13 protein-coding genes are annotated in these 24661 nt (G+C 73.9%); 5 read left to right on the top strand and 8 right to left on the bottom strand.

Annotated elements, in window-relative coordinates:
- Positions 1 to 13: 13 nt before the first annotated feature.
- The 3 genes from ACLJQM_RS37855 to ACLJQM_RS37865 all read right to left on the bottom strand — a co-directional run bounded on the left by ACLJQM_RS37855 (position 14) and on the right by ACLJQM_RS37865 (position 2453).
- Positions 14 to 922: a LysR family transcriptional regulator gene (locus ACLJQM_RS37855; RefSeq protein WP_360776878.1), complete on the bottom strand. Its 909-nt coding sequence runs from the start codon at positions 920 to 922 to the stop codon at positions 14 to 16.
- A 530-nt stretch (positions 923 to 1452) separates the two neighbouring features.
- Positions 1453 to 1773, bottom strand: coding sequence for an AzlD domain-containing protein (locus tag ACLJQM_RS37860; RefSeq protein WP_247022762.1), 321 nt, complete (start codon positions 1771 to 1773; stop codon positions 1453 to 1455).
- A complete protein-coding gene (locus tag ACLJQM_RS37865) occupies positions 1770 to 2453 on the bottom strand; it encodes an AzlC family ABC transporter permease (RefSeq protein WP_360776876.1) in 684 nt (227 codons plus the stop codon). The genes ACLJQM_RS37860 and ACLJQM_RS37865 overlap by 4 nt, the downstream gene beginning before the upstream one ends.
- A gap of 167 nt (positions 2454 to 2620) precedes the next feature.
- Between ACLJQM_RS37865 and ACLJQM_RS37870 the strand changes: the two genes are divergently transcribed.
- Complete coding sequence (locus ACLJQM_RS37870; protein ID WP_410635134.1) at positions 2621 to 3175, top strand: CGNR zinc finger domain-containing protein; 555 nt, start codon at positions 2621 to 2623, stop codon at positions 3173 to 3175.
- A gap of 58 nt (positions 3176 to 3233) precedes the next feature.
- Here the strand turns inward: ACLJQM_RS37870 and ACLJQM_RS37875 are convergent, their stop codons facing one another.
- Together ACLJQM_RS37875 and ACLJQM_RS37880 are read right to left on the bottom strand one after the other, a co-directional pair.
- Entirely contained in the window at positions 3234 to 4595 is a 1362-nt protein-coding gene (locus ACLJQM_RS37875) for a beta-1,3-glucanase family protein (RefSeq protein ID WP_410635136.1), read from the bottom strand.
- Between the two features lie 280 nt (positions 4596 to 4875).
- Positions 4876 to 5412 carry a TetR/AcrR family transcriptional regulator gene (locus tag ACLJQM_RS37880; RefSeq protein ID WP_247022759.1) on the bottom strand — a complete coding sequence of 179 codons (537 nt, stop codon included), beginning with the start codon at positions 5410 to 5412 and terminating at the stop codon, positions 4876 to 4878.
- 115 nt (positions 5413 to 5527) lie between these two features.
- Here ACLJQM_RS37880 and ACLJQM_RS37885 point away from each other — a divergent pair, with 115 nt between their 5' ends.
- From ACLJQM_RS37885 to ACLJQM_RS37895, 3 genes are all read left to right on the top strand, one after another.
- A complete protein-coding gene (locus tag ACLJQM_RS37885; RefSeq protein ID WP_410635137.1) occupies positions 5528 to 6541 on the top strand; it encodes an SDR family oxidoreductase in 1014 nt (337 codons plus the stop codon).
- Between the two features lie 347 nt (positions 6542 to 6888).
- Positions 6889 to 7281, top strand: a complete 393-nt coding sequence (locus tag ACLJQM_RS37890; RefSeq protein WP_410635138.1) for a nuclear transport factor 2 family protein — start codon at positions 6889 to 6891, stop codon at positions 7279 to 7281.
- 48 nt (positions 7282 to 7329) lie between these two features.
- Entirely contained in the window at positions 7330 to 10185 is a 2856-nt protein-coding gene (locus ACLJQM_RS37895; protein WP_410635140.1) for a BTAD domain-containing putative transcriptional regulator, read from the top strand.
- Positions 10186 to 10232: 47 nt separating this feature from the next.
- Here the strand turns inward: ACLJQM_RS37895 and ACLJQM_RS37900 are convergent, their stop codons facing one another.
- On the bottom strand, positions 10233 to 10436 hold the full coding sequence (locus ACLJQM_RS37900; RefSeq protein WP_247022755.1) for a hypothetical protein: 204 nt from the start codon (positions 10434 to 10436) through the stop codon (positions 10233 to 10235).
- A gap of 218 nt (positions 10437 to 10654) precedes the next feature.
- Between ACLJQM_RS37900 and ACLJQM_RS37905 the strand changes: the two genes are divergently transcribed.
- Positions 10655 to 11863: a helix-turn-helix domain-containing protein gene (locus tag ACLJQM_RS37905; protein WP_410635142.1), complete on the top strand. Its 1209-nt coding sequence runs from the start codon at positions 10655 to 10657 to the stop codon at positions 11861 to 11863.
- A gap of 63 nt (positions 11864 to 11926) precedes the next feature.
- Here ACLJQM_RS37905 and ACLJQM_RS37910 read toward each other — a convergent pair whose 3' ends face one another.
- Together ACLJQM_RS37910 and ACLJQM_RS37915 are read right to left on the bottom strand one after the other, a co-directional pair.
- Positions 11927 to 23425 carry an amino acid adenylation domain-containing protein gene (locus ACLJQM_RS37910; protein WP_410635144.1) on the bottom strand — a complete coding sequence of 3833 codons (11499 nt, stop codon included), beginning with the start codon at positions 23423 to 23425 and terminating at the stop codon, positions 11927 to 11929.
- Positions 23426 to 23438: 13 nt separating this feature from the next.
- Positions 23439 to 24650 carry an MFS transporter gene (locus ACLJQM_RS37915; RefSeq protein WP_410635145.1) on the bottom strand — a complete coding sequence of 404 codons (1212 nt, stop codon included), beginning with the start codon at positions 24648 to 24650 and terminating at the stop codon, positions 23439 to 23441.
- Positions 24651 to 24661 lie beyond the last annotated feature (11 nt).

Raw genomic sequence — 24661 nt, forward strand, 5'->3', positions numbered from 1 at the left:
GGGCGAACTCGGTTCAGAGAGCAGAACGGCGAGCCGGGCGCATGCCCGCGTCCGCGACCTGCTCCGCCGTCGCGCGGGCGGCCGCGTCCAGCAACACCGAAAACCTCGGGTCCGTGCGGATTTCACGGTGCCAGGCGACCTGGGTGAAGACCTGGAACGGCGCCGTCCACGGCACCTCCACCAGACGGCCCTCCGCCAGCTCCTTCGCCACGCTGAGGCGAGGCAGCAGGGAAATACCCAGGCCCGCCGTCAGCGCGTGCTTCACCGCGTCGATCGAGCCGAACGTCAGGGCACGCACCCGGGTGTCGGCGGCGTCGCCCAGTGTGCGCTCGAACAGCCGCTGGTAACCGCTTCCCCGATGGGCGCACAGCAGGGGTAGCCGCGCCAGGCGCGCCGTCGGGACCGGCTCCGAGCCGACCGGGCCGTCCTGGCCGGCGACCACCACGAGCGGCTCCGGGCACAGCAACGTCGAGTCGGCCTTCGACGACGATTCGCAGACGTCGATGAAAAAGGCACAGTCCACATCGGAATCGCCGATCCGGCTCCACGGGTCTTCTTCGAGCGGCCGGATCTCCAGCGCCAGCTCGGGGTGCCGCCGGTACAGGTACTCGACGATCGGCACCAGCCGGTAGGACGTGAGGCCGCTGTCGGCGCCGACGGTCAGCACGTCGCCGACCGCGGTGCCTTCCAGCACGGTCTCCTCCGCCAGCCGGCTCAGCTTCACGATCTTGTGGGCGTAGCGCCGGAAGCGCTGGCCCGCCGTGGTGAGCCGGACGAGCGCGCCGGTGCGGTGGAACAGGTCGCAGGCGAGGTCGCGTTCCAGTTTCTTGATCCGGGCGGTGACCGTCGGCTGGGCGACGCTCAGGTCACCGGCCGCCTTGGTGAAGCTGGACTTCTCGGCGACGCTCAGGAAGGTCGTCAACGATGCGGTGTCCACAGCTCGGTTCACCACCGGTCCGCGCGAGCGGTACGGGGTTCGAACCCCGTACCAGGGCGAGTGTTCCTTTCGCTGAACGGGGTGGATTTTCGCGGCACCGCCGCACGCACGCCGTGGTCGCGTTGAGCAGTTCTCCGATCGGCCGCGTCCTCGCGGCGGTGGAGCAACCCGGACCCGGACACGAAACCTCCCAGCGGCCGGTGGCAAACCACCGGCACGGCACCCTTCACGACGACGTTCCCCCGATCGGCATCCGCGGCGTTTTCCCGCCGGTGGAAGACCTTTTGTTTTCCGATTTGCGGATACCACCCGGCCCGGACCGGGAAACTGCTCCCATCGGGCGGGCGGCGGCGCTCGGCGCTTTCACCCGCCGTGGCCGGTACGGCAACGTCCTTCACTCCAAAAGACCAGCATCGCCCCGTCATCCCCTTCATCCTCTCCGCGGGATGAGCACACTTTTCGAACCTGCGAGCTTTCCTGCGATTCACGGCCGAGCCGCTTGCCCCGACTTCGAATCAGCCGAACACCAGACGCAGCACGGCACTCACGACGGCGGCGCCGATCATCGCGGTCAGGATGGACCGCTTGCCGGCCAGCAACGCGACCCCGGCGCCGACGCCCGCCAGCGCGGTGAGCGTCCGCGTCGAAGACACGTCCCCCGAGGTCGGCCACAGCAAGGTGACCACGAGCCCGGCGATGAGGGCCGGGGTCGCGCACGTCAGCGCGTTGCGCAGCCAGGGAGGCAGTTCCCGCCCGCCCGCCGCGAGCGGCACGACCACCCGCAACGTGAGCGCGGTGGCGCCGAGAGCCAGCACGATCACCCATTGGTACGTCATCGCCGCACCCCCAAAGCCGCGCCGGCCACGGCACCCGCGGCGCCGGCGACCAGCACCGGGACACCCGGGGGCGCCCACGAAACCAGCGCACCCGCCGCCACGACGCCGAGGACCGCCAGGATCCACGCGCGCGCGGTTTTCAGGTGCGCGCGCAGCAGGCCGAGGAAGAACACCGGGTAGGCGGCGTCCAGGCCGAGCCGGCCCGGGTCGCCGATGGCGTCGCCGAGCAGGGCGCCCAGCGCCGTCCCCGCCGTCCAGCCGCACAGGCACAGCGCTCCGGCCACGCGCAGGGTCCGCAGGTCGTAGCGCCCGTCACCGCGGTGGGCGATCGCCCAGGACCCGTCGGTGATCAGCAGCGCCGTTCCCGCCCGCGACCACGCCGACCCGGTCAGCGCCGGGGCGATCGTGGTGCCCATCAACAGGTACCGCGCGTTGAGCGCGGCCGCGGCGCCGACCACGGCCCAGACCGAGCCGTGCTGCCCGATGACAGCGACGGCGCCGTACTGGGCACTGCCGGAGAACACCAGCAGCGACATGGCCACCGGGGCCAGCACACCCATCCCGACCGAGGCCGCGAGGGCACCGAAGGCCATGCCGTCCGCCAGGTCGGCCGCGGCCACCGGCAGCACCGGGCGCACGACCCGGGCCGGTGAACGGCGTTCAGCGGTGGTTTCGGTCACGATGTTCACCTCCTCGGGCTCGACACGATCAACGTTACCAACCAACCCGAGTGTTGGTAACCCGGCCGAGTGGCACTACCCGGCAAATTTCTCGGTAAACACCTGAAACACCAGGGTTGCGCCGTTCGTGGTAACCAGCAGTGGGAGTTACTGGTAACCTGCTGGTCATGACCCCGAGACCGGCGGCACCACCCCCGCTCACCGTGCTCCAGAGCCTGGTGAACACCCGCGAGCTGCTGGAAAACCGCGACGACTTCACCGCGCCGACCGGCCTGCTGGCGTGGTCGGAAGCGCAGGGACTGCCCTGCCCGGCCCGGCCATCGGAGGCGGACCTGACCCGGATGAGCCGGGTTCGCGAGGCGCTGCGGCAACTGCTGCACGGCGGCGAGGGCGCACCAGCCGCGGCGGCCGTGCTCAACGGCGAACTGGCCCGCACCGGCACCCGCCCGCTCCTGCAGGCCGGCCCGCCCGGCGCGGAGTTCGTCGGCGACGGCGCCACGGCGCTGGACACGGCGATCACCCGGGTGCTGGCCACGCTGGTCACCGCGCGCCTCGACGGCTCGTTGGCGCGCTTGAAGATCTGCGGTGCCGAAGACTGCCTGTGGGCCTACTACGACCGCTCCCCCAACGCGGTGAGCCGCTGGTGCGAGACGTCGGTCTGCGGCGCCCGCCACAAGATGCGCGCCTACCGCGCCCGCCGCGCCGCCGCGACCACGAGCTGAGCCCGGACAGCGGACGACGGCGTGGCGACCGGGGCCGCCACGCCGTCGTCACCCGGGATCACCAGCCGACGGCGACCACCAGCCACTGCGGGTCACCGTGGGACACGAACGAGGACTGCGCCGCCACGTCGTCGTACGGGAAGCCGTACGCGAGACCGTTGATGCCGTGGTCGTGCCAGAACTTCGCGTAGTAGTTCGCCGGCGCCGCCTGGTAGTACCGCGCCGGGTCCTGCCACTGCGACTGCGGGAGGTGCGCGGTGTGCCGGTTGAGCGCCGCGCACATGTCGGGGTTGCCGGCCAGCGAGCCGGCGCACCCGGTGATGTTCGACGTGGGCTCGTTGACGCCCACCGACTGCGCGTAGGCGGTGAAGTAGTTCGCGTACTTGCCGCCGGCGCGGAAGTCCGGCGCGCTGCCCGGCGCGGGGATCCGGTACGGCGCGTTCACCGTCGCCAGGCCCTTGAACTCCGCCGGCACCTCGGCTTGGAACTTCGCGAAGGTGGCCGACCGGTCCTCCTGGAAGGTCGGGTAGTCGTCGCCCACCTGGACGTCGTAGCCGTCGTGGGCGTGCAGCCGCATGGCCAGCTTCAGCGCGAACGCGTCGACGCGGGTGGTGTTGCCGTTGAAGACGTCCGGCCCGACGGTGAACTCGATGAAGTCGGCGTACTGGCCGTTCGGGGTGCCGAGGTAGAAGTACATCCGCCCGGCGGAGTTGGCGGGCATGTCGATGTAGGGCTGCTCGGCGATCGAGTGGGTCTGGCCGCCGAAGTTCCAGAACACCTGGCTGTCCGGGTACTTGCCGTTGGTGCGGTTGAGCACCTTGACGGTGAGCACGTTGCGGGCGGCGGGAATGGTGCTCGTGTCACCCCAGAACGAGTCCGGCGGGGTGCCGGGCTGCGTCGGGACGGTGCCGCCGCCGGTGCCGTAGACCTGGAACTCCCAGAGCGAGACGCCGTACGGTGTCGCCCGCGCGGTGGTGTTCAGGCGCACGTACCGCCCGGAGCCGGTGACGTTCAGCGTCTGGGTGCCGCCGGTGGCGGTCGTCGTCTGGTACACAGTGGACCAGGTGGATCCGTTGTCGGACACCTGGATCTGGTACGCCGTGGCGTAGGCGGCCTCCCAGCGCAGCACGACCTGGCTCACCGTCGCGGCGCCGCCGAGGTCGATCCGGATCCACTGTGGATCGCTGAACTGCGACGACCACCGGGTGGCGGTGTTCCCGTCCACGGCGGCGGTCGCGGGGGTCCCGGCGTTCTCGACCGAGGACGCGGTGACGGCTTTGCCTTGGGAGATCAGGGGGTCGGCCGCGTTCGCGGCGGGGGCGGCGAGCCCCAGCACGGCGACCGCGAGGGCCGCCGCCAAGGTCGCCAGTCGGGTGCTGGGTCCGCGGCGACGCAGCCGCGGCGGGGCGTTCGTGGGCATGGTTCCTCCCTGGCCGGGGAAGTGGGCGGACCCGCCGCCGGTCAGGGGACGGCGTCGTCCGGCTCGCCCCTGAGCGCCGGGCGGATGCCCACGGGGGCCGGCGGGGACGATCGGTAGAAAGGTTCATACCACCGGCACCGGCCTGTCAAGGCTTGACAGTTCGGCCCCGCGGAGCGATCCTCGGAACCGGTTCCACCCCGATCCTCCTGCGTGGCACCGCCACCCGCACAGGGGCCGGCTCACCAGGAGTCAGCCATGCCCAGCGGTACCCCACGCCCCTTCAGCGGCGGGCACTCAAGCCGTCGAGGATCAACGCCAGCATCGACCCCGACCGGTCCTCCGGTCCCGACGCCGCCCGCCAGAGGGCACCCGTGAGCTGCAGGAAGTCGCGGGGGTCGGCGTCGGCGCGGATGGTTCCGCCGGTCTTGCCCGCGTCGAGCAGCCGCGTGATCGCGGCGATGACCGGGCCGTAGGTCTGCTCCGTGATCGCCTGGTGGCCGCCGGGGCTGAGCGCGTCACCGAGGCCGTGCTTCTTGCGCATCGCGGCCACCAGCTCGACCGTCCAGCTCCGCAGGGCCTCCAGCGGCGGCAGCTCCGCGAGCAGCGTCTCGACGGACGCGAGCAGCCGGTCGACCTCGTCCTGGTAGATGGCGAGCACGAGCGCCTCCCGGGTCGGGAAGTTCCGGTACAGGGTGCCGGGCCCCACGCCCGCGAGCTGCGCGACCCGGTTCATCGAGACGTCGCCCCCTTCGGTGAACGCCTCGCGGGCGACCTGCAGGATGCGTGCCCGGTTTTCCCGGGCGTCCGAGCGAACCATGTGCCGTCCTTGCCATCCGGAGAGGTCTCCACCACCTTAGGTGGAGACCTCTCCGGAACCATAGGCGAGCGCCGCTCGTCCCGCCAGGCACTCCTACCGACTTGCGAGGTTTCTCATGGCCGAAGTACTGGTCACCGGCGGCTCCGGGTACATCGGCAGCTGGTGCGTGCTCGCGCTGCTGGCCGACGGCCACACGGTCCGCACCACCGTGCGGGACCTGAAGAAGGAGCCCGCGGTACGGGCGATGCTCACGGCGGGTGGGGCGCCCTCGGACGCGAAGCTGACCGTGTTGCGGGCCGACCTCGAGCAGGACGCCGGCTGGCGCGAAGCGGTCGAGGGCTGCGACTACGTGCTCCACGTCGCTTCGCCGACCCTCACCAGTGTGCCCAAGGACGACGAGATGGTCGTGCCCGCGCGGGACGGCGTGCTGCGCGTGCTGCGGGCCGCGCGCGGGGCCGGGGTGAAGCGGGTGGTGCTGACCTCGGCGTTCGGCGCGGTCGGGATGGGGCACCCGGAGAAGTCACGGGTGTTCACCGAAGCGGACTGGTCCGATGTGGACGCCGGGATCCCGGCGTACCAGAAGTCCAAGACGCTCGCGGAAAAGGCGGCCTGGCGGTTCGTCGACGAGCACGGCGGCATCGAACTCGCCGTCGTGAACCCGGTGGGCGTGTTCGGGCCGGTGCTCGGCTCGGACTACTCGCCGTCGCTGGGGCTGGTGCAGCGGATGCTGGCCGGGGACCTGCCCGCGCTGCCCAAGTTCGCCATGGGTTATGTGGACGTGCGCGACGTCGCGGACCTGCACCTGCGGGCGATGACCGACCCGGCCGCGGCGGGCGAGCGGTTCCTCGCGATCTCCGGGAACAGCCTCTGGGTGCGCGAGATCGCGGCGGTACTGCGCGAGCGCCTCGGCGACCGGGCGGCGAAGGTGCCCACGCGCGAACTGCCGGTGTGGACCGCGCGGGCCCTCGCCCGGATCAATCCCGGCCTGCGCATCCTGGGCCCGCAGCTCGGCCGGAACTACGACGCCACTTCGGCGAAGGCGCAGCGGGTGCTGGGCTGGTCACCGCGGCCGATCGAAGACACCATCGCCGACACCGCGGAGAGCCTGCTCGCGTTGAAGGCCGCCTGAGCTCAGCTGACCGCCACCACCTGCGTCCCCGGCCGCGGTGGCACCCCGGCCGCGAGCAACACCGCACTCGGCGACGGCCCGGCTTCGGTGTCGTCCCGGCCAGAGACCTGACCTGCCGGGGCCGGGCTGGACCCGGCGGCGGAGATCGTCACCTCGGGTAGCCGGCCTCGCCGAGCGCGGCCGGCCCGGAATCCGCGTCGGGCACGCTTCCACGGTCTCCTGTCGCGACGATAGCCCGCTGATAGCGGTTCGGAAGCGGGCCCGGTCAAGCTGGGCGGACCCGCCGGTCCTGGCGGCGGCCGACCCCGGGGCCCCGGCCCGGGACGACCCAGCGGAGGGACGCCGAAATGGCGCCTGCGGAGGCAGGGGAACACACCGTCGCCGTCGGAATCGACCACGTGCGGCTCAGTTACCACTACCTCGATATCGGGGACATCGACGGATACGGTTCGCTTTTCACGGCCGACGCCGTTCTGCATTACCCGGGAATGGCGCCGATCCGCGGGCGGGGCGCCATTGAACAATTCCGCGCGACCGGTCCGGTCCGGCGGTACACCCTGCACACCGTGACGGTGACGCACGGTGAGGTCGTGGCGGCAGGGCACATTGCCGCGGCTGGGCCGAACGGCGGAAGTACAAATACCGCCTTCGTCGACAGCTTCACGCTTTCGGACTATGGGCTTATCCGCACCCAGAAGACAGACTTCGGTTCCAGGGGGAATCCACGAACGGCCGGGTGAGCGCGGGGCAGCGCGGTGCCCGGCCACGGATCGGCATTGAGGAACAGCGTGAGTTCGACGAGCGGGCCGTCCGGCGAGCAGCCCGTCTACCGCATCCTCGGCCCCCTCGAGATCCGGGACACCACCGGCGGCGAACTGCGCATCCCGCCCGGGCGGCAGCAGATCGTCCTCGCCGCGCTGCTGGTCGAGGCGAACCGGGTGGTGAGCCTGGACCAGCTGATCGAAGCGATCTGGTACGCCAGTCCCCCGGCGACGGCGCGGACGCAGGTCCAGATCTGCGTCTCCCGGCTGCGGCGCGCGCTGGCGGCCGCGGTCGGTCCCGACACGCTCGTGACGCGCGGCCCGGGTTACGAACTGCAGGTCGCCGACGGGCAGCTCGACGCCCGGACGTTCACCGACCTCGTCGCCGAGGCCGCCGGGCTCACGCGCACGGGTGCGCTCGAAGACGCGTCCCGCACGCTCGACACCGCGCTCGCCCTCTGGCGCGGCCCCGCGCTGAGTGGCACCGGGAGCCGGCTGCTGGAGGCGAAGGCCAACCACCTCGACGAACAGCGGCTCAGCGCCGTCGAAGCCCATTTCGACCTCGGGCTGCGGCTCGGCCGGCACCACCAGCTGATCGGTGAGCTGGCGAGCCGGGTGAGCGAGAACCCGCTGCGGGAACGCCTGCGCGGCCAGCTGATGCTCGCGCTCTTCCGGTCCGGGCGGCAGGCCGAGGCGCTGGAAACCTACCGCGCGGGCCGGGAACTGCTCGTCGAGCAGCTCGGGCTCGAACCGGGCGACGAGCTGCGCCGGCTGGAGTCCGCGATCCTCCTCGACGACGTCGCGCTCCGGCGAAGCCCGGTTCCCGAACCACCCGCGGCGCCGGCGCAGCCGCCGGTCGTGCCGTTCCAGCTGCCGGCCGACATCGCCGACTTCAGCGCCCGCGACGCGCTCGTCGAGCACACCGAACGGCTGCTGCTGGGCGACCCGGGCCGGCGCGCGACGCCGGTGGTGGTGCTGGCGGGCAAGCCCGGCGTCGGCAAGACCGTGCTCGCGGTGCACGTGGCCCACCGGATCGCCGACGACCACTGGCCTGACGGCCAGCTCTACTGCGACCTCGGCGGGACCCGCGCGCACCCGGCCGAGCCGCTCGACGTGCTCGGCCGGTTCCTGCGCGCCCTCGGCGTCCCCGGCCCGGCGGTGCCCGCGTCGGTCGACGAACGCGCGGAGCTGTACCGGCAGCGGCTGGCGGGCAAGCGGATGCTGGTGGTGCTGGACGACGCCGAGTCGGAGCGCCAGGTCCGCGAGCTGCTGCCGGGCCGGTCCAGCTGCGTCGTGCTGGTGACCAGCCGCGTCCGGCTGACCGGGCTGGCCGGGGCGGGCGTACTGGACGTCGACGTGCTCGACCCGGAGCAGGCGACCGGGCTGCTCGCCACGATGATCGGGGCGGAGCGGGTGGCCGCCGAGCCGGCCGCGGCCACCGCGCTGGTCCGGCTCGTCGGCGGTTTGCCGCTCGCGCTGCGGATCGTCGCGGCCCGGCTCGCCGCGCGCCCGAGCTGGTCGCTCGCGTGGATGCTGGAGCGCCTTTCGGACGAACGGCGCCGGCTCGACGAGCTCGCGCACGGCGAGCTGATGGTGCGGGCCAGCCTCGCCCTGACCTACGACGGCCTGGCCGACGACGCCCGGCGCCTGCTGCGGCTGCTGAGCTGCCTGGACCGGCTCAGCTTCCCGGTCTGGGTGGCGGCGACCCTGCTGGAGACCGACCCGATGCGGGCCGCCGACCTGCTCGAACGGCTCGTCGACGCGCAGATGCTGGAGATCTCGGCCGTCGAGCGGGACGGCAGCCCGCGCTACCGCTTCCACGACCTGATCCGGCTGTTCGCCCGCGAGCAGCTCGACGAGCACGAGCAGGCGGCCGGCCGGCACGCGGCGCTCGCCCGGGTCGCGAGCGGCTGGCTGGGCCTGGCCCGCGAAGCGCACCACCGCATCTACGGCGGCGACTTCACCGTGCTGCACGGCTCGGCGCCCCGGCTGAGCCCGCCGGCCGGCGCCGTCGACCGGATCCTCACCGATCCGCTGGTGTGGTTCGAGGACGAGCAGGACAACCTGTGCTCGATCGTCGCGCTGGCCGCCGAGGCGGGGCTGGACGAGTGGGCGTGGGACCTGGCGGTCACGCTGGTCGCGCTGTTCGAAAACCGCTGCTACTTCGACGACTGGGAGCGCACGCACCGGCTGGCGCTGACGGCCGTCCGCGCGTCGGCCAACCGCCGGGGCGAGGCGGCGCTGCTGTGCTCGCTGGGTTCGCTGCACCTCAGTCGCGCGCGCCCGGACGCCGCGGCCGAGCCGCTCGCCCTCGCGCTGGCGACGTTCGAAGACCTGGGCGACGCCCACGGCAAGGCGATGGCGCACCGCAACCTGGCCCTGCTGGACGAGGCCCGCGGCGCGGAGTCACAGGCCCAGGCCCGGTTCGAGTGCGCGCTCATCGAGTTCCGGCTGGCCGGCGACCCGGTCGGCGAGGCGTACGTGCTCGGCAGGCTGGCGCAGACGGAACTCGACGCGGGCCACGAGGAGCGCGCCGGGGCCTACCTGGCGGAGGCGCTGCGGATCTGCGACCGGACGGGAACACCCCGCGTCGAGGTGCAGCTGCGCTACCGGCTCGGCGGGCTGCTGATGCGCCAGGGGCGGCACGAGGAAGCGGTGGAGTTGCTGACGGGTCTGCTGACGCGGGCCCGGGCGGCTCGTGATTTGGCCGGCGAAGCCCGCATCCTGCACCGGCTCGGCCTGGCCCACGCCCACCTCGGCCGCCGCGATGAGGCCGGGAAGTTGTTGCGGGAGGCGCTGGACCTGCAGAACCGCATCACGGGCGGGGATCCCGATGAAGGCGTCCGCGCCGACCTCGCGGCGTTGGAGGCACTGCCCGGCTGAGCGGAGCCGGGCGCTGCCGGCGCGGCCGGGCCGAGCGCCGGGCCGGTTCACCACGGGGTGTCGGCCGACGTCCCGTTCCACGGCGTGTCCAGCGGGGCCGCCCACGGGGTGTCGACCGGGCTCGCGCTCCACGGGGTGTCCGCCGTCGTCGACCACGGGGTGTCCGCCGGGTCCGCCTGGGCCGTCGTGGTGCCGAGGAGCGGGAGGAGGAGCGCCGCGGCGATCGCGGTCAGGGCCGGGAGAATACGCACCGTTGGTCTCTTTTCGTCCGGAGTGGGCGCTGGATTTGTGCCTCCGACGTTAGGAAATCCCGATATCGGCGCGCTATCACGCGGGTTATCCCCCACCGTGCGGCTGCGTGATACCGCCGGGATAGCCGCGCTCACGATGCTCGGTCCGTGGTGGAAACCGCATCCGGACCAAGCCGGGCCCCGCGATCGGGAACGGCGCTGACGAGAACGGACTATTCGTGCAGCGGAATTTCGGTGAACTGCTGAAGGCGCACCGCGCAAAACGCGGCGCCACCCAGCGGCAATTGGCGGACCTGTCCACGGTGAGCATTCGCGCCATCCGCGACCTCGAGTCGGGCCGGGCGCACCGGCCGCGCCGGGACACCGTGCGGCTGATCGCCGACGGACTGGGCCTGCGCGGCCGCGAACGCGCGGCCTTCGAGGCGGCCGGTGCCCACCCGGCGGACGGCGACTTCCGGCTCCGGTGCGCCGACCCGGCGCCACCACCGGCGCCGCTGGACGCGCTGCTCGGCCGCGACGAAGAGGTCGCGGCCGTCCACGAGCTGCTGGCCGCGGGCAGTCACCGGCTGGTGACCATCACCGGGCTCGGCGGCGTCGGCAAGAGCCGGCTCGCCCAGGAGGTGGCCGTCGGGGCGCACGAATCGGGCGGCGTGCTCGTGCTGTGGTCGTCCGCGACGAGCCACCAAGACCTGCTGAGAACCACCGGCCTCGGGGAACTCGCCGTCCTCGTCGGCGACCGCCCGGCGCTGCTGGTCCTCGACGGGCACCCGGCCGACCGCGTCCGGCTCGACGACCTGGCCGTCCTGCTGCGCGAGTGCCGCGGGCTGCGGGTCCTCGCCACCGCACCGGCGCCGTTCGGCCTGCCCGGCGAGCGCGTCTTCCCGCTGTCGCCGCTCGCCGTGCCCGACGCCGGCGTCGACGACCCCGGCGCGCTCGCGGCCGTGCCGTCGGTCCGGCTGCTGGTCCGCGAGGTGCGCCAGGTCCGGCCCGGGTTCACCGTCGACCGGACCACGGCGGCCGACGTCGCCGCGCTCTGCCGCCGCCTCGACGGCATCCCGGCCGCGCTCGAGGCCGCCGCCTGCTGGTTCCTGGTCTACGAGCCGGCCGACGTCCTGGAGCACGTGCGCACCGACCCGTTCGCGCTCACCGCGGACCACCGCCCGGGGCTGCGCGACACCCTCGACTCGGCGGTCCGCGGCCTGGACGACGCCGAAGTCTCCCTGCTGGCGCGCCTGACCGGGCTCGACGCGGGCTGGTCGATCGGCGACGTGGCCGGCCTCACCGGCATCCCGGCGGCGGCCGGCGCCCGGTTCGTCCGCCGCCTGGTCCTGCACGGCCTGGTCCGCCCGGCGGGCCAGGACCGCACCCGATTCCGCACCCTCGACCTGGTCAACGCTCTCGGCCTCGGCGAGCGGATCGCGGTCTGAGCGCTGCGGCTCCCCGCCGAGGTCGCGAATGACCCATTCGCGACCTCGGCGGTCCCGAATGAGTCATTCGCGACCTTCGAGCCGGCGCGCCACCACCGGACCGACCGCGGACACCGCCGCCGGGGTGGTCAGCTCGCCGTGCCGGACCGCGACTTCGTGCACCTCCAGCCGGCCCTCGACGTACGGCTCCCACGAAGACGGCCTCGGCGAATCGACGTGCTTCCCTTCCGTGGCGCGGAAGAACAGGACGTCGCCGGCGAACCCGTCCGGCCGGTGCGCGCGGGCGAGCGCGCTGTTGTGGGCGAACACCGCGGGCAGCGCGTCCACCACCGACGGCGCGAGGGCGGCCAAGGGACTGCCCTCCGAAAGCAGGATCGACCGGAACGAGGCCAGGTCCACAGCGTCGGGGACGTCGTGCCCGAGCGAGGCCAGCAGCGCGGCCAGCGGGTCGGGCGGGGCCGACTCGGGGCCCGACGGCGGGTAGCCGTCCAGCATCGCCAGCAGCCCGACCTCCTCGCCCTGCTCCTGCAGCTGCGCGGCCATCGCGTGCGCGACCTGCGCGCCGAACGACCAGCCCAGCAGGTGGTACGGCCCGCGCGGCCGCACTTGGCGAAGCTGCTCCAGGTAGTCCTTGACGAGCTCGTCGACCGTCGCCGGCCGCCGGTCGGGCTCGGTGAGGCCCCGCGACTGCAGGGCGTAGACGGGCCGGTCGACGTGCGCCAGCAGCCCCGAGTACACCCAGCCGAGACCGGCGGCCGGGTGGACGCAGAACAGCGGCGCGCCGGAACCCGCCGAACGCAACGGCAGCAGGACCGCCAGTTCGTCGCGGTCGGTACCGGTCGCGGTGCCCGTGCCCAGCGCGCGAGCCAGCCCGGCCACGGTCGGGGTCTCGAACAGCACCCGGATGCCCAGTTCGGCGCCGAGTTCCCGGCGGATCAGGCTGATCAGCCGCGCGGCGATGAGCGAGTGCCCGCCGAGGTCGAAGAAGCCGTCGTCGATCGACACGTCGGGCACGTCGAGGACCTCGCCGAACAGGCCGCACAACGCGCGTTCGAGAGCGGTCCGCGGGGCCCGGCCCGCCACCACGGCGGTGACCGGGGCGGTGACCGGGGCGGGGAGCGCGGTGCGGTCCAGCTTCCCGTTCGGGGTGAGCGGGAGGTCGTCGAGCACCACGAACGCCGACGGCACCATGTGCCCGGGCAGGAACGCCTCGCAGTGCGCCTTCGCCGAGACGCCGGGGGCCGCCGCGAGGTAGGCGACGAGCCGGTCCTCGCGCAGCACGGTCACCGCCTGCCGGACGCCGGGGCAGCGGCCGAGCACGGCGTCGATCTCGCCCAGCTCGATCCGCACCCCGCGGACCTTCACCTGGTGGTCGGCCCGGCCGAGGAAGTCGAGCCTGCCGTCGCGCCGCCACCGCACGACGTCACCGGTGCGGTACATCCGCTCCCCCGGCTCGCCGAACGGGTCCGCGACGAAGGCGGCGGCGGTCAGGCCCGGCCGCCCGAGGTAGCCGCGGGCCAGCCCGCTCCCGGCGAGGTACAGCTCCCCCGGCACCCCGGCGGGCACCGGGTTCAGCCGCCGGTCGAGGACGTACACCCGGGTGTTCGGCACCGGCCCGCCGATGTCGGGCGGCCCGTCGCCGTCCGGCGTGACGTCCCCGCCGGTGGCCATCACGCTGCACTCGGTCGGCCCGTAGCCGTTGACCAGCCGGAACTCGGCCCCGGCGGGCGGACGGCGGCGCAGCCGGTCCCCGCCGGCGACGACGACCCGCAGGTCCGGGCTGGGAAACCCGGGTTCGTCGAGCATCAGCTCCAGCCGGGGCGTCGGCAGGAACGCCACCGTGATCCCGGCGAGCCAGTCGGCGAGCGCGCCGGTGTCGTCCAGCACGCGCTGGGCGGGCAGGTGCACCGACGCGCCCGCGGTGAGCAGCGGCCACGTCTCGAACACGGCGGCGTCGAACCCGAGCGCGGCGACGTGCCCGCCCCGGTCCGCGGCCGTGACGCCGAATTCGCGGTGGTACCAGGCGCAGAGGTGGGCGAGCCCGGTGTGGTCGAGCACCACGCCCTTCGGCCGCCCGGTCGACCCCGACGTGTAGATGACGTAGGCGGCGTCACGCGGGCTCAGCGTGACCGAGGGCGCTTCCGCCGGCCGCGCGGCGATCGCGGCGGCTTCGGCGTCGAGGCACAGCACCCGCGCGGTCCCCTCGACCCGCGGGACGAGGTCCGTCGTGGTGATGACGACCGGGGCGGCGGCGTCGGCGAGCATGAACGCCAGCCGGTCCGCCGGGTAACCCGGGTCGAGCGGCACGTACGCACCGCCGGCCCGCAGCACGGCGAGCTGGGCGACGAGCAGTTCCGGCCCGCGCGGCAGGCAGACGCCGACCAGGGTGCCGCGGGTGATCCCGAGGTGGTGCGCCAGCCGGTTGGCCCGCCGGTTCAGCTCCGCGTAACCGAGTTCCCCGGCGTCGCTGACGACGGCGACACCGTCGGTGCGGTCGGCGATCTGCGCCGGAACCGGGCGCCACGGGCCGAAGTCCACCGGGTCCGGCGCGGTCAGCAACCGGCGCCGCTCGTCCGGGGCCAGCACGTCGAGCCGGTCGATCGGGGTGTCCGGCGCCGCGATCGCCGCGGCGAGGACCCGGAGCAGCCGCGTCACGAAACCGGTGACGGTCTCGCGGTCGAACAGGTCGGTGCGGTAAGCGAGCCCGCCGCCGATCCCGCTCGCGCGGCCCGGGTCGAGTTCGTGCAGCGACAGCGCCAGGTCGAAGGCCGCGGTCCGGACGGCGACCGGCTCGCCGCTCACCCGCAGGCCGGGCAGCTCGAGCTCGGCGTCGTCGGCGTTCTGCAGCACGAACAGCACCTGGAACAGCGGGTGCCGGGCCAGCGACCGCGCCGGGTTGAGCTCGTGCACCAGCCGCTCGAACGGCACGTCCTGGTGGGCGAAGGCGCCCAGGTCGGTCTCGCGGACGCGGGCGAGCAGCTCCCGGAACGTCGGCGCGCCCGCGGTGTCGACGCGCAGGACCAGCGTGTTCACGAAGAACCCGACGAGGTCGTCGAGGGCTTCGTCGGTGCGGCCGGCGACCGGGGTGCCGATCGGGAGGTCGTCCCCGGCGCCCAGCCGGTTCAGCAGGACGGCGAACGCGGCCTGCAGCACCATGAAGAGCGTGACCCCGCCCTCGCGGGCCAGGTCGCGGAGCCCGGCGTGCAGGGCGGCGTCGATCTCGACCGGGACCGACGCGCCGCCGTGCCCGGCCACCGCGGGCCGCGGCCGGTCGGCCGGCAGCGCCAGTTCCTCCGGGAGCCCGGCCAGCCGCTCGCGCCAGTACGCCAGTTCGGCGCCCAGGATCGAGCCGTCGTCGTCCGGGTCGCCCAGGACTTCGTGCTGCCACAGGGCGTAGTCGCGGTACTGGACCGGCAACGGGGTCCACTTCGGACTGGCTCCGGCGCACCGGGCGGTGTAGGCCGCGGAGAGGTCGCGGACGAGCGGGCCCATCGACCAGCCGTCGCTGACGATGTGGTGCTGCACCAGCACCAGGACGTGCTCGTCCGCGCCGAGCACGAGCAGCCCGGGCCGGAACGGCCGGTCGGTGGTGAGGTCGAACGTCGCCGCCGAGGCCGCGTCGAGGGCCTCGGCCAGCCCGGACTCGTCGACCGGCCGGACGTCGAGGGCACCGTCGGCGGCCAGGACCTGCTGGCACGGGCTGCCGTCCAGCTCCGGAAAGATCGTGCGCAGGGCTTCGTGGCGGCCGGTGACGTCGGCCAGCGCGGCGGTCAGCGCGGCCCGGTCGAGGTGGCCGGTGAGCCGCAGCGCGCAGACCACGGCGTACCCGGCGTCGCGGCCGTGCAGCTGGTTGAGGAACCAGAGCCGTTGCTGGGCGTGGGAAAGCGGGATCCGGTCCGGGAGCGGCCGCGGACGCAGCGCGGGCCGGACGGCCCGGCCGTGGTCGATCCGGGCGGCGAGCCCGGCGACGGTCGGGGCCTGGAACAGGTCCCGGATCCCCAGTTCGACGCCGAGCGCGGAGCGGGCCCGGCTGATCAACCGCGTCGCCAGCAGCGAGTGGCCGCCGAGGTCGAAGAACCCGTCGTCGATCCCGACCCGGCCGACGCCGAGCAGCTCGGCGTACAGTCCACAAAGGATCTCTTCGGCCGGGTTCCGCGGCGCCCGCAGCGAGCCGGGCTCGGTGACCGGTGCGGGCAGGGCCCGGCGGTCGACCTTCCCGTTGGGGGTCAGCGGAAGTTCCGGCAGGACGACGACCGCGGCCGGCACCATGTACTCGGGCAGCACAGCGGCGAGGTGACCCCGCACGTCGGCCGGTCCGGCGGTGCCGGTGCAGTACAGGACGAGCCGCCGGTCACCCGGGAAGTCCTCGCGCACGACGGCGACGGCTTGCGTGACGCCCGGGTGCCGGGTGGCGGCTCCGGAGACTTCGCCGAGTTCCAGGCGCTGTCCGCGCAGCTTGACCTGGTCGTCGGTGCGGCCGAGGTACTCCAGCTCACCGGCGTGGGTCCAGCGCACGAGGTCGCCGGTGCGGTACATCCGCTCGCCCGGCGCGCCGGGGTCGGGCACGAACCGCTCGGCGGTGAGGCCGGGCCGGTGCAGGTAGCCGTCGGCCAGCTGGATCCCGGCGAGCCAGAGTTCGCCGGGCACACCGGGCGGCACGGGGGCTAACCGTCCATCGAGGACGTACGCGCGGGTGTTCCACACCGGACGTCCGATGGGGACAGTGGGCTCGCCGGGGGTGAACGGGTGGTGGCTCGCCTCGACGGCGAACTCGGTCGGGCCGTAGAAGTTGGAGAGCCGGGCGTCCAGGGCCGCCGTGCACCGCTCGGCCAGCGCCGGGGTGAGCGCCTCGCCGCCGCAGAACACCTGCCGCAGCGACGGCACGGCACCGGGTTCGGCGAGGAAGGCTTCGAGCATCGCCGGGACGAAGTGCGCCACGGTGATGCCCTCGGTGCGGATGAGTTCGCGCAGGTAGGCGGGATCGCGGTGCCCCCCGGGCCGCGCGAGCACCAGGGCCGCCCCGGTCAGCAGCGGCCAGAACAGCTCCCACACCGAGACGTCGAACCCGGTCGGCGTCTTCTGCAGCACCCGGTCGTCCGCGCCGAGCGCGTAGCCGGCCTGCATCCACGCCAGGTGGTTGACGATCCCGGCGTGCGGCATCAGCACGCCCTTGGGGCGCCCGGTCGACCCGGACGTGTAGATCACGTAGGCGGGGTGGGCCGCGGTGATCTCGGGCAGCGGCCCGTCGCCACTCAGCCGCGTCTCCGCGGTGAGGACCAGCGACGGCCGGGCGTCGTCGAGGAGGAAGGCGATGCGCTCGGCCGGGTAGCCGGGATCGACCGGCAGGTAGGCCGCGCCGGCGCGGTGGACGGCGTGCACCGCCACCACCAGGTCGAACGAACGCGGCAGCTGCACCGCGACGACGTCGCCGGGCCGGACCCCGTGCGCGCTCAAGGCACGCGCCAGCCGCTCGACGCGGCCGTCCAGCTCGGCGTAGCTCAGCGACTCGCCTTCGAACACCACCGCCGTCGCGTCCGGCGTGCGGGCCACCTGGCGGGAGAACAACGCGGGCAACGTCTCCGCCGAGATCGGCTCCCCGGTCGCCGTCCACCCGGCGAGCGAGCGAAGGTCCATTTCGGACAGCAGGCCGATCCGGTCCAGCGGGGTGTCCGGGTCGGCCGCGACCGCGTCGAGGAGGCGGACCAGCCGGCCGGCCAGCGCCTCGGCGGTGGCGCGGTCGAACAGGTCGGCGGCGTAGGACAGCGACCCGCTGATCCCGCCGTCGTGCTCGGCCAGGTTCAGGCCGAGGTCGAACTTCACCGCGTCGGAGTCCAGGACCTCCGGCGTGACGTCGAGGCCCGGCAGCGCCAGACCGGCGTCGCCGGTGTTCTGCAGCACCAGGAACACCTGGAACAGCGGGTGCCGCGCGAGGGAACGGGCCGGGTTGAGCTCGTGCACCAGCCGTTCGAACGGGACGTCCTGGCGGGCGTAGGCGGCGAGGTCGGTTTCGCGGACGCGGGCGAGCAGTTCGCGGAAGCTCGGCGCGCCGCTGGTGTCGGTCCGCAGGACGAGGGTGTTGACGAAGAAGCCGATGAGCCCGTCGAGGGCCTCGTCGGTGCGCCCGGCGATCGCCGTGCCGATCGGGACGTCCTCCCCCGCGCCCGAGCGGGTCAGCACCGCGGCGAGCGCGGCCTGCAGCACCATGAACAGGGTCACCTGCGCGGACCCGGCCAGCGCGCGGAGCCGGGTGTCGAGCCCGGCATCGATCTCGACGGGCACCGAGTCGCCCCGGTGCGACGCCACCGCGGGGCGGGGCCGGTCGAGCGGCAGCGGCAGTTCGTCGGGGATCCCGGCGAGCTGGGTGCGCCAGTAGGCCAGCTGGGCGGCCAGCAGCGACTCCGGATCGGCCGCGTCGCCGAGCAGATCCCGTTGCCAGAGCGTGTAATCGGCGTACTGCACCGGTAGCGGCGCCCACTCCGGCGCCCGGCCCGCGCGGCGGGCGGTGTACGCCTCGGCGAGGTCGGCGACCAGCGGGCCCAGCGACCAGCCGTCGGCCGCGATGTGGTGCAGCGTCAGCAGGAGCAGGTGCTCGTCCGGGGCGTCGGCGACCAGCGAGGCGCGGAACGGCGGCTCACAGGACAGGTCGAACGGCCGTGTCCCGGGCTCCGTCAGCTCGGGTCGCCAGCCGTCCAGGATCACCTGGCGGGGCTCGCCGTCGACGGCCGGGAAGATCGTGCGCAGGACCTCGTGCCGCTCGGCGACGTCGGCGAGGGCGGCGCTCAGCGCGTCCCGGTCCAGCTCGCCGCGCAGCCGCAAGGCCAGCGGCATGTCGTACGCGCCGGTGTCGTCGCCGAACTGCAGGATGAACCAGAGCCGTTGCTGGGCCGGGGAAAGCGGCATCGGCTCGGGCCGCGGCACCGGCCGCAGCGCCGGGCGGGCCGCACCGGCGCCGGAGAGCCGCGGGGCCAGCTCGGCGACGGTCGGGGCGTCGAAGAGGTCGCCGATGCCGATCTCGGCGTCGAACGCGGCCCGGATCCGGCTGACCAGCTTGGTGGCGAGCAGGGAGTGGCCGCCGAGGTCGAAGAACCCGTCGTCGATCCCGACCCGTTCGGCCCCGAGGACGTCGGCGAACAGCCCGCACAGGATCTCCTCGCGGGCGTCCCGGGGCGCTCGCGAGACCCCGGCGGTGTAGTCCGGCGCCGGGAGCGCGCCACGGTCCAGCTTGCCGTTCGGGGTCCGCGGCAGGGCGGGGAGCACGACGAACGCCGAGGGCACGAGGTGCCGCGGCACGAACGCGCCGACGTGTTCCGCCAGCTCGGCCGGGCCCACGTCGCCCACGACGTAGGCCACGAGCCGCTCCTCACGCAGGACGACGGCGGCCTCCCGCACGCCCGGGTGCTCCGCGGCGACGGCCGCGATCTCCCCCGGCTCGACGCGCAGGCCGCGCAGCTTGACCTGCTCGTCGGTCCGGCCGAGGTAGTCCAGCTCGCCGCCGTCGGTCCAGCGGACGAGGTCGCCGGTGCGGTACATCCGCGCGCCGGGCCCGCCGAACGGGTCGGCGAGGAACCGGTCGGCGGTCAGGCCGCCGCGGTGCAGGTAACCGTCCGCGAGCTGGGCCCCGGCGAGGTACAGCTCGCCCGGCACGCCCGGCGGCACCGGGCTCAGCCGCGCGTCCAGCACGTGCGCGCGGGTGTTCCACACCGGCGCGCCGATGGGAATCGGGGTGCCGGTGACGACGTGGGCGGTGGCGTCGACCGCGACCTCGGTCGGGCCGTAGAGGTTGATCAGCTCGGCGCTCAACGTCTTCGCGCAGCGCTCGGCCAGCGCGGCGGTCAGCACTTCCCCGCCGCAGAACACCTGCCGCAGCGCCGGCGCGTCCCCTTCGGACAGACTCAGGATCCCGTCGAGGATGCCGGGCACCACGTACAGCACGGTGATCCGCGCGCGCCGGATGGTGTCCAGCAGGTAGGCGGGATCGCGGTGGCCGTCCGGTTTCGCGACGACCAGGGCCGCCCCGGCGATCAGCGGGCGGAAGAACTCGAGCACCGAGACGTCGAAGCTGGACGGTGTCTTCTGCAGCACCCGGTCGCCGGCGGCAAGCGGGTGCTCGGCCTGCATCCACGCCAGGTGGTTGACGATCCCGGCGTGCGACATGAGCACGCCCTTGGGGCGCCCGGTCGACCCGGACGTGTAGATCACGTAGGCCGGGTGGTCCGGGGTGACCGCGGGCAGTGGGGCATCGGAAACGGGCTCCCCGAGGTCCGATCCGGGCGTGAGGACGAGGGCGGGCCGGGCGTCGGCGAGCATGAACGCCACCCGGTCGGCCGGGTAGCCGGGGTCCACCGGCAGGTAGGCCGCGCCGGCGCGGTGCACCGCGTACACGGCGGTGACCAGGTCGATCGAGCGCGGCAGCTGCACCGCGACGACGTCGCCCGGCCGCACACCCCGCTCACGCAGGACCCGGGCGAGCCGGTCCACCCGGACGTCGAACTCCGCGTACGTCAGCGACTCGCCCTCGAAGACGACCGCGGTCGCGTCCGGGGTCAGCGCGACTTGCCGGGCGAACAGCTCCGGCAGCGTCGCCGCCGGGACCGGGGCCGCGGTGTCGTTCCAGCCCACCAGTCTTCGGTGGTCCACTTCGGACAGCAGCTCGGCACTGTCCACCCGGGATTCGGGGTCGGCGGCCACGATCGCGAAGAGCCGGACCAGGCGGTCGGCGACGTCCTGCGCGGTGGCCCGGTCGAACCGGTCGGTGGCGTATTCGAGGCTGCAGCCGAGCCCGGTGCCGCGGTCCTCGACCGTGAGGCTCAGGTCGAACTTGGCGGTGCCCGACACGGTGTCACCGGCGGTCACGGTCAGCCCGGGCAGCGTCCAGCCGCCCCCGGCGGTGTCCGCGTCGAGGAAGGACAGCAGCACCTGGAACAGCGGGTGCCGGGCCAGCACGCGGGGCGGGTTCAGCTCCTCCACGATCCGCTCGAACGGCAGGTCCTGGTGGGCGAAGGCGCCGAGGTCGGCGTCGCGGACCCGGGTGAGCAGCTCGCGGAACGCCGGTGCGCCCGAGGTGTCGGTGCGCAGGACGAGCGTGTTGACGAAGAACCCGACGAGGTCGTCGAGCGCTTCGTCGGCGCGACCGGCGACCGGGGTGCCGATCGGCACGTCCTCCCCCGCGCCGAGCCGGGTCAGCAGCAACGCGAACGCCGCCTGGACGACCATGAACAGCGTCGCCTGGTTGTCGCGGGCCAGTGCCACCAGCGCGGTGCGGGTGGCGGCGTCGACCTCGGCCGAGACGACGTCCTTGCGGTGGGTCGGCACCGCGGGCCGGGGGCGGTCGGCGGGCAGCGCGAGTTCGTCGGGCAGGCCGGCCAGCGCCTCGGTCCAGTAGGTCAGCTGGCGAGCCGCCAGGCTCTCCGGATCGCCTTCGTCGCCGAGCAGCTCGGCTTGCCAGAGCGCGTAGTCCGCGTACTGGACGGGCAGCGGCGGCCACGCCGGCGCCTCGCCGTCGAGCCGGGCCCGGTAGGCGGTGGCGAGGTCGGCCAGCAGCGGCCCGGTCGACCAGCCGTCCGCGGCGATGTGGTGCAGGCAGAGCACGAGAACGGCCTCGTCGCCGTCCCGGAACAGGCGGGCGCGCAGCGGGATCTCGCGGGCCAGGTCGAACGGCGCGCTCCCGGCCGCCTCGACCACCTCCGGCGTGAACTCGGCGACTTCCAGCACGTCGGCGGGCACCGGGAGGACGTGCTGCCCCGGCTCGCCGTGCTCGACCGGGAACACCGTGCGCAGGGTCTCGTGCCGGGCGACGACGTCCCGGCAGGCGGCCGCCAGGGCCGGGACGTCCACCGGGCCGGCGAGGCCGAGGGTCAGCGGGATGTTGTAGGCGCGGTCCTGGCCGTCGATCCCGGCGAGGAACCACAGCCGCCGCTGGGCCGAAGACAGCGGGACGCGGTCCGGGCGCGGCCGCCGGGTGAGGGCCGGGCGGACGGGACCGGGCGCCTGGGCGTCGAGGGTGGCCAGGATCCCGGCGACGGTCGGGGCCCGGAACAGCGCGCGGACGCCGAGTTCGGCGTGCAGCGCGGTGCGGACGCGGCTGATCAGCTGGGTGGCGAGCAGGGAATGGCCGCCGAGTGCGAAGAAGCCGTCGTCGAGGCCGACGGTGTCGAGCCCGAGCACGTCGGCGAAAAGTCCACAGAGGATCTCTTCGCGCGCGGTGCGGGCCGCCCGGAACACGACCGGCTCGTCCTCGGGCTCGGCTTCGACGGCGACGGCCGTGACCTGCGCCAGTTCGAGTGTCCCGAGTGGACGATCCGGGTCCGCGAGCGCCAGTTCGAGCAGCCGCACCAGCATCGCGGCCATCTCGTCCACCGTGGACTTCTCGAACAGGTCGACGGCGTACTCGAACTGGCACGTGACGCCGTTCGCGTGCTCGGCGAAGACGACGCTGAGGTCCAGCTTGGCCGTCGCGAGGTCCAGTGGCACCGGCCGGACGTCGAGGCCGGGCAGGGTGAGGTCCGTTCCGTCGTCGTGCTGGAGGACGACCATCACCTGGAACAGCGGGTGCGCGGCGGCGGACCGGCCGGCGCCGAGGCGCTCGACCAGCCGGTCGAAGGGGACGTCCTGGTGGGCGTAGGCGTCGAGGCCGGTGTCGCGGACCCGCGCCAGCAGTTCGGTGAAGCTCGGGTCGCCGCTCAGGTCGGTGCGCAGGACGAGGGTGTTGACGAAGAACCCGACGAGGTCGGCCAGCGCCGCCTCGCTCCGGCCGGACACCGGGGTGCCGAGGACGACGTCGTCGCCCGCGCCCCAGCGGTGCAGCAGCGCCGCGAGTGCCGCCTGCAGGCCCATGAACGGCGTGCAGCGCGCGGCCCGCGTGACCGCGACGAGCCGGTTGTGCAGCTCCTGGGGCACCTCGACCTCGACGAGGCCCGCGGCGCCGGTCGTGCCGCCGGTGCGGTGCGCGGGAAGGGCCATCCGCGCCGGCAGGTCCGCGAGCCGCTCGGTCCAGTACGCGAGCTGGGCGCTCAGCACGCTGTCCGGGTCGTCCTCGGTGCCGAGCACCTCCCGCTGCCACTCGCTGAAGTCCAGGTACTGCACCGGAAGCGGCGCCCAGTCCGGCGCTTGGCCGTCGAGCCGGGCGGTGTAGGCGGCCGCGAGGTCGCGGCCCAGCGGGCCGAGCGACCACCCGTCGCAGGCGATGTGGTGCAGCACGAGGAGCAGGATGTGGTCGTCCGGGCCGAGTTCGAATAGCGTGACCCGCAGGGGCAGGTCCTCGGCGAGGTCGAACGGCCGGGCGATGGCCGCGGCGAGGCCGGCACCCGGCCGGACGTCGAAGACCAGCCGGCGGGTCGCCTCCTCGAGCGGGAGCACCCGCTGGCCGGGGACGCCGCCGTCGACCGGGACGACCGTCCGCAGCACCTCGTGCCGGCCGAGGACGTCGGCGACGGCGTGCCGCAGCGCGCGGCGGTCGAGCGGGCCGCGCAGCCGCAGCGGGAAGGGGACGTTGTAGGTCGCGCCGGGACCTTCCAGCTGGTCGAGGAACCACAGGCGCTGCTGGCCGAACGACAACGGACGCACGGGAGGGATCCCTTCACTCGGGCAGGCGCAGGGCCCGGGCCGCGGCCACCGGCCCGCCGAAGGCGAGCAGGGCGCTGCAGATCCAGGCGACGACGGGGGTGGTGAAACTGGCTATGGCGCCGGAGACCGCGTAGGCCAGCGGCGCGCAGCCGATGCCGGACAGCGAGACCATGGACATGGCGACGCCGAGCCGGTCGCTGGGCGCGGCCTGCTGGTAGAGCGTCACGGCGGCCGGGCCGTTCTGCCCGGAGCACACGCCCAGCGCGACGGCCATCGCGGCCATCGCGGGCAGCGACGTCACCAGGACCATGCCCAAGAGCAGGACGCCGATGCCGATCCCGCTGCCGACGAGCCGCACGGAGATCGGCACCCGCTCGCCGAGCAGCGCGCCGAGCCCGGCGGACACGAGCGCGCCGGCGGCCCAGCAGGCGATGAGCAGACCGACGGCGGAGACCGCCCAGCCGCGTTCGATGACCACTTCGGGGAGGCCGGGGTTCATCGGCCAGGCGAACGCGAAGTCCAGGCACAGCCCGGAAAGGAACAGCAGCCGCAGCCGGCGGTCGGCGCGCAGGAGCTTGAGGCCGTCGCCCGAGCGCTTCCACAGCGGGACGTTCGACACCGTCCGCGGCGCGTCGATCGCCTTCGTCGCCGGGGCGAGGCAGGCGAGGGAGACCACGCAGCCGCCGCAGACGACCGCGAGCGCGACCCCGAGGTGCCCGGTCGCGACCAGCCAGGCCCCGAACGGCGACCCGAGGATCGGGGCGAACCGCGCCACCATGGTGCGGACCGAGTTCGCCGTGCTCAGCCGTTCCTTCGGGACCATGCGCGGCATGAGCGTGCCGAACGACGGCGAGCCGAGGCCCAGCATCGCGCCTTCCAGCGCGGCCACGACGACCAGCAGCGTCACCGACTGCGCGGACAGCGCGACGACGACCGAGACGGCCAGCACGGCGATCCGCACCGACGTCGTCCGCAGCAGGACCGAGCGGGGCCCGAAGGCGTCGCAGATCACCCCGCCGAAGATCATCGCGAGGGCCCGGGGAACCGATTCGGCCAACGTCACCCAGGTGACGGCGGCCGTCCCGCCGAGCTGGGCGGCGGCCCAGACGGCGGCGATGAAGAACACCTGGTCGCCGATCAGGGAGACGCCCTGACCGGTGAGCAGCAGCCCCACCCGGCCCCAGGGCGCGGTGGGCCGGGCTTCGTGCACCGGAGCTTGTGTCATGGCTGGTATCC

Origin of the sequence: Amycolatopsis sp. cmx-4-83, assembly GCF_046548815.1 — a bacterium.
Classification (GTDB): domain Bacteria; phylum Actinomycetota; class Actinomycetes; order Mycobacteriales; family Pseudonocardiaceae; genus Amycolatopsis; species Amycolatopsis pretoriensis_A.

Excerpts from the sequence above, each read along its gene's own strand:
- ACLJQM_RS37880 (WP_247022759.1), bottom strand. The coding sequence starts at position 5,412 with ATGGTTCGCTCGGACGCCCGGGAAAACCGGGCACGCATCCTGCAGGTC.
- ACLJQM_RS37860 (WP_247022762.1), bottom strand. The coding sequence starts at position 1,773 with ATGACGTACCAATGGGTGATCGTGCTGGCTCTCGGCGCCACCGCGCTC.
- ACLJQM_RS37875 (WP_410635136.1), bottom strand. The coding sequence starts at position 4,595 with ATGCCCACGAACGCCCCGCCGCGGCTGCGTCGCCGCGGACCCAGCACC.
- ACLJQM_RS37915 (WP_410635145.1), bottom strand. The coding sequence starts at position 24,650 with ATGACACAAGCTCCGGTGCACGAAGCCCGGCCCACCGCGCCCTGGGGC.
- ACLJQM_RS37870 (WP_410635134.1), top strand. The coding sequence starts at position 2,621 with ATGACCCCGAGACCGGCGGCACCACCCCCGCTCACCGTGCTCCAGAGC.
- ACLJQM_RS37885 (WP_410635137.1), top strand. The coding sequence starts at position 5,528 with ATGGCCGAAGTACTGGTCACCGGCGGCTCCGGGTACATCGGCAGCTGG.
- ACLJQM_RS37890 (WP_410635138.1), top strand. The coding sequence starts at position 6,889 with ATGGCGCCTGCGGAGGCAGGGGAACACACCGTCGCCGTCGGAATCGAC.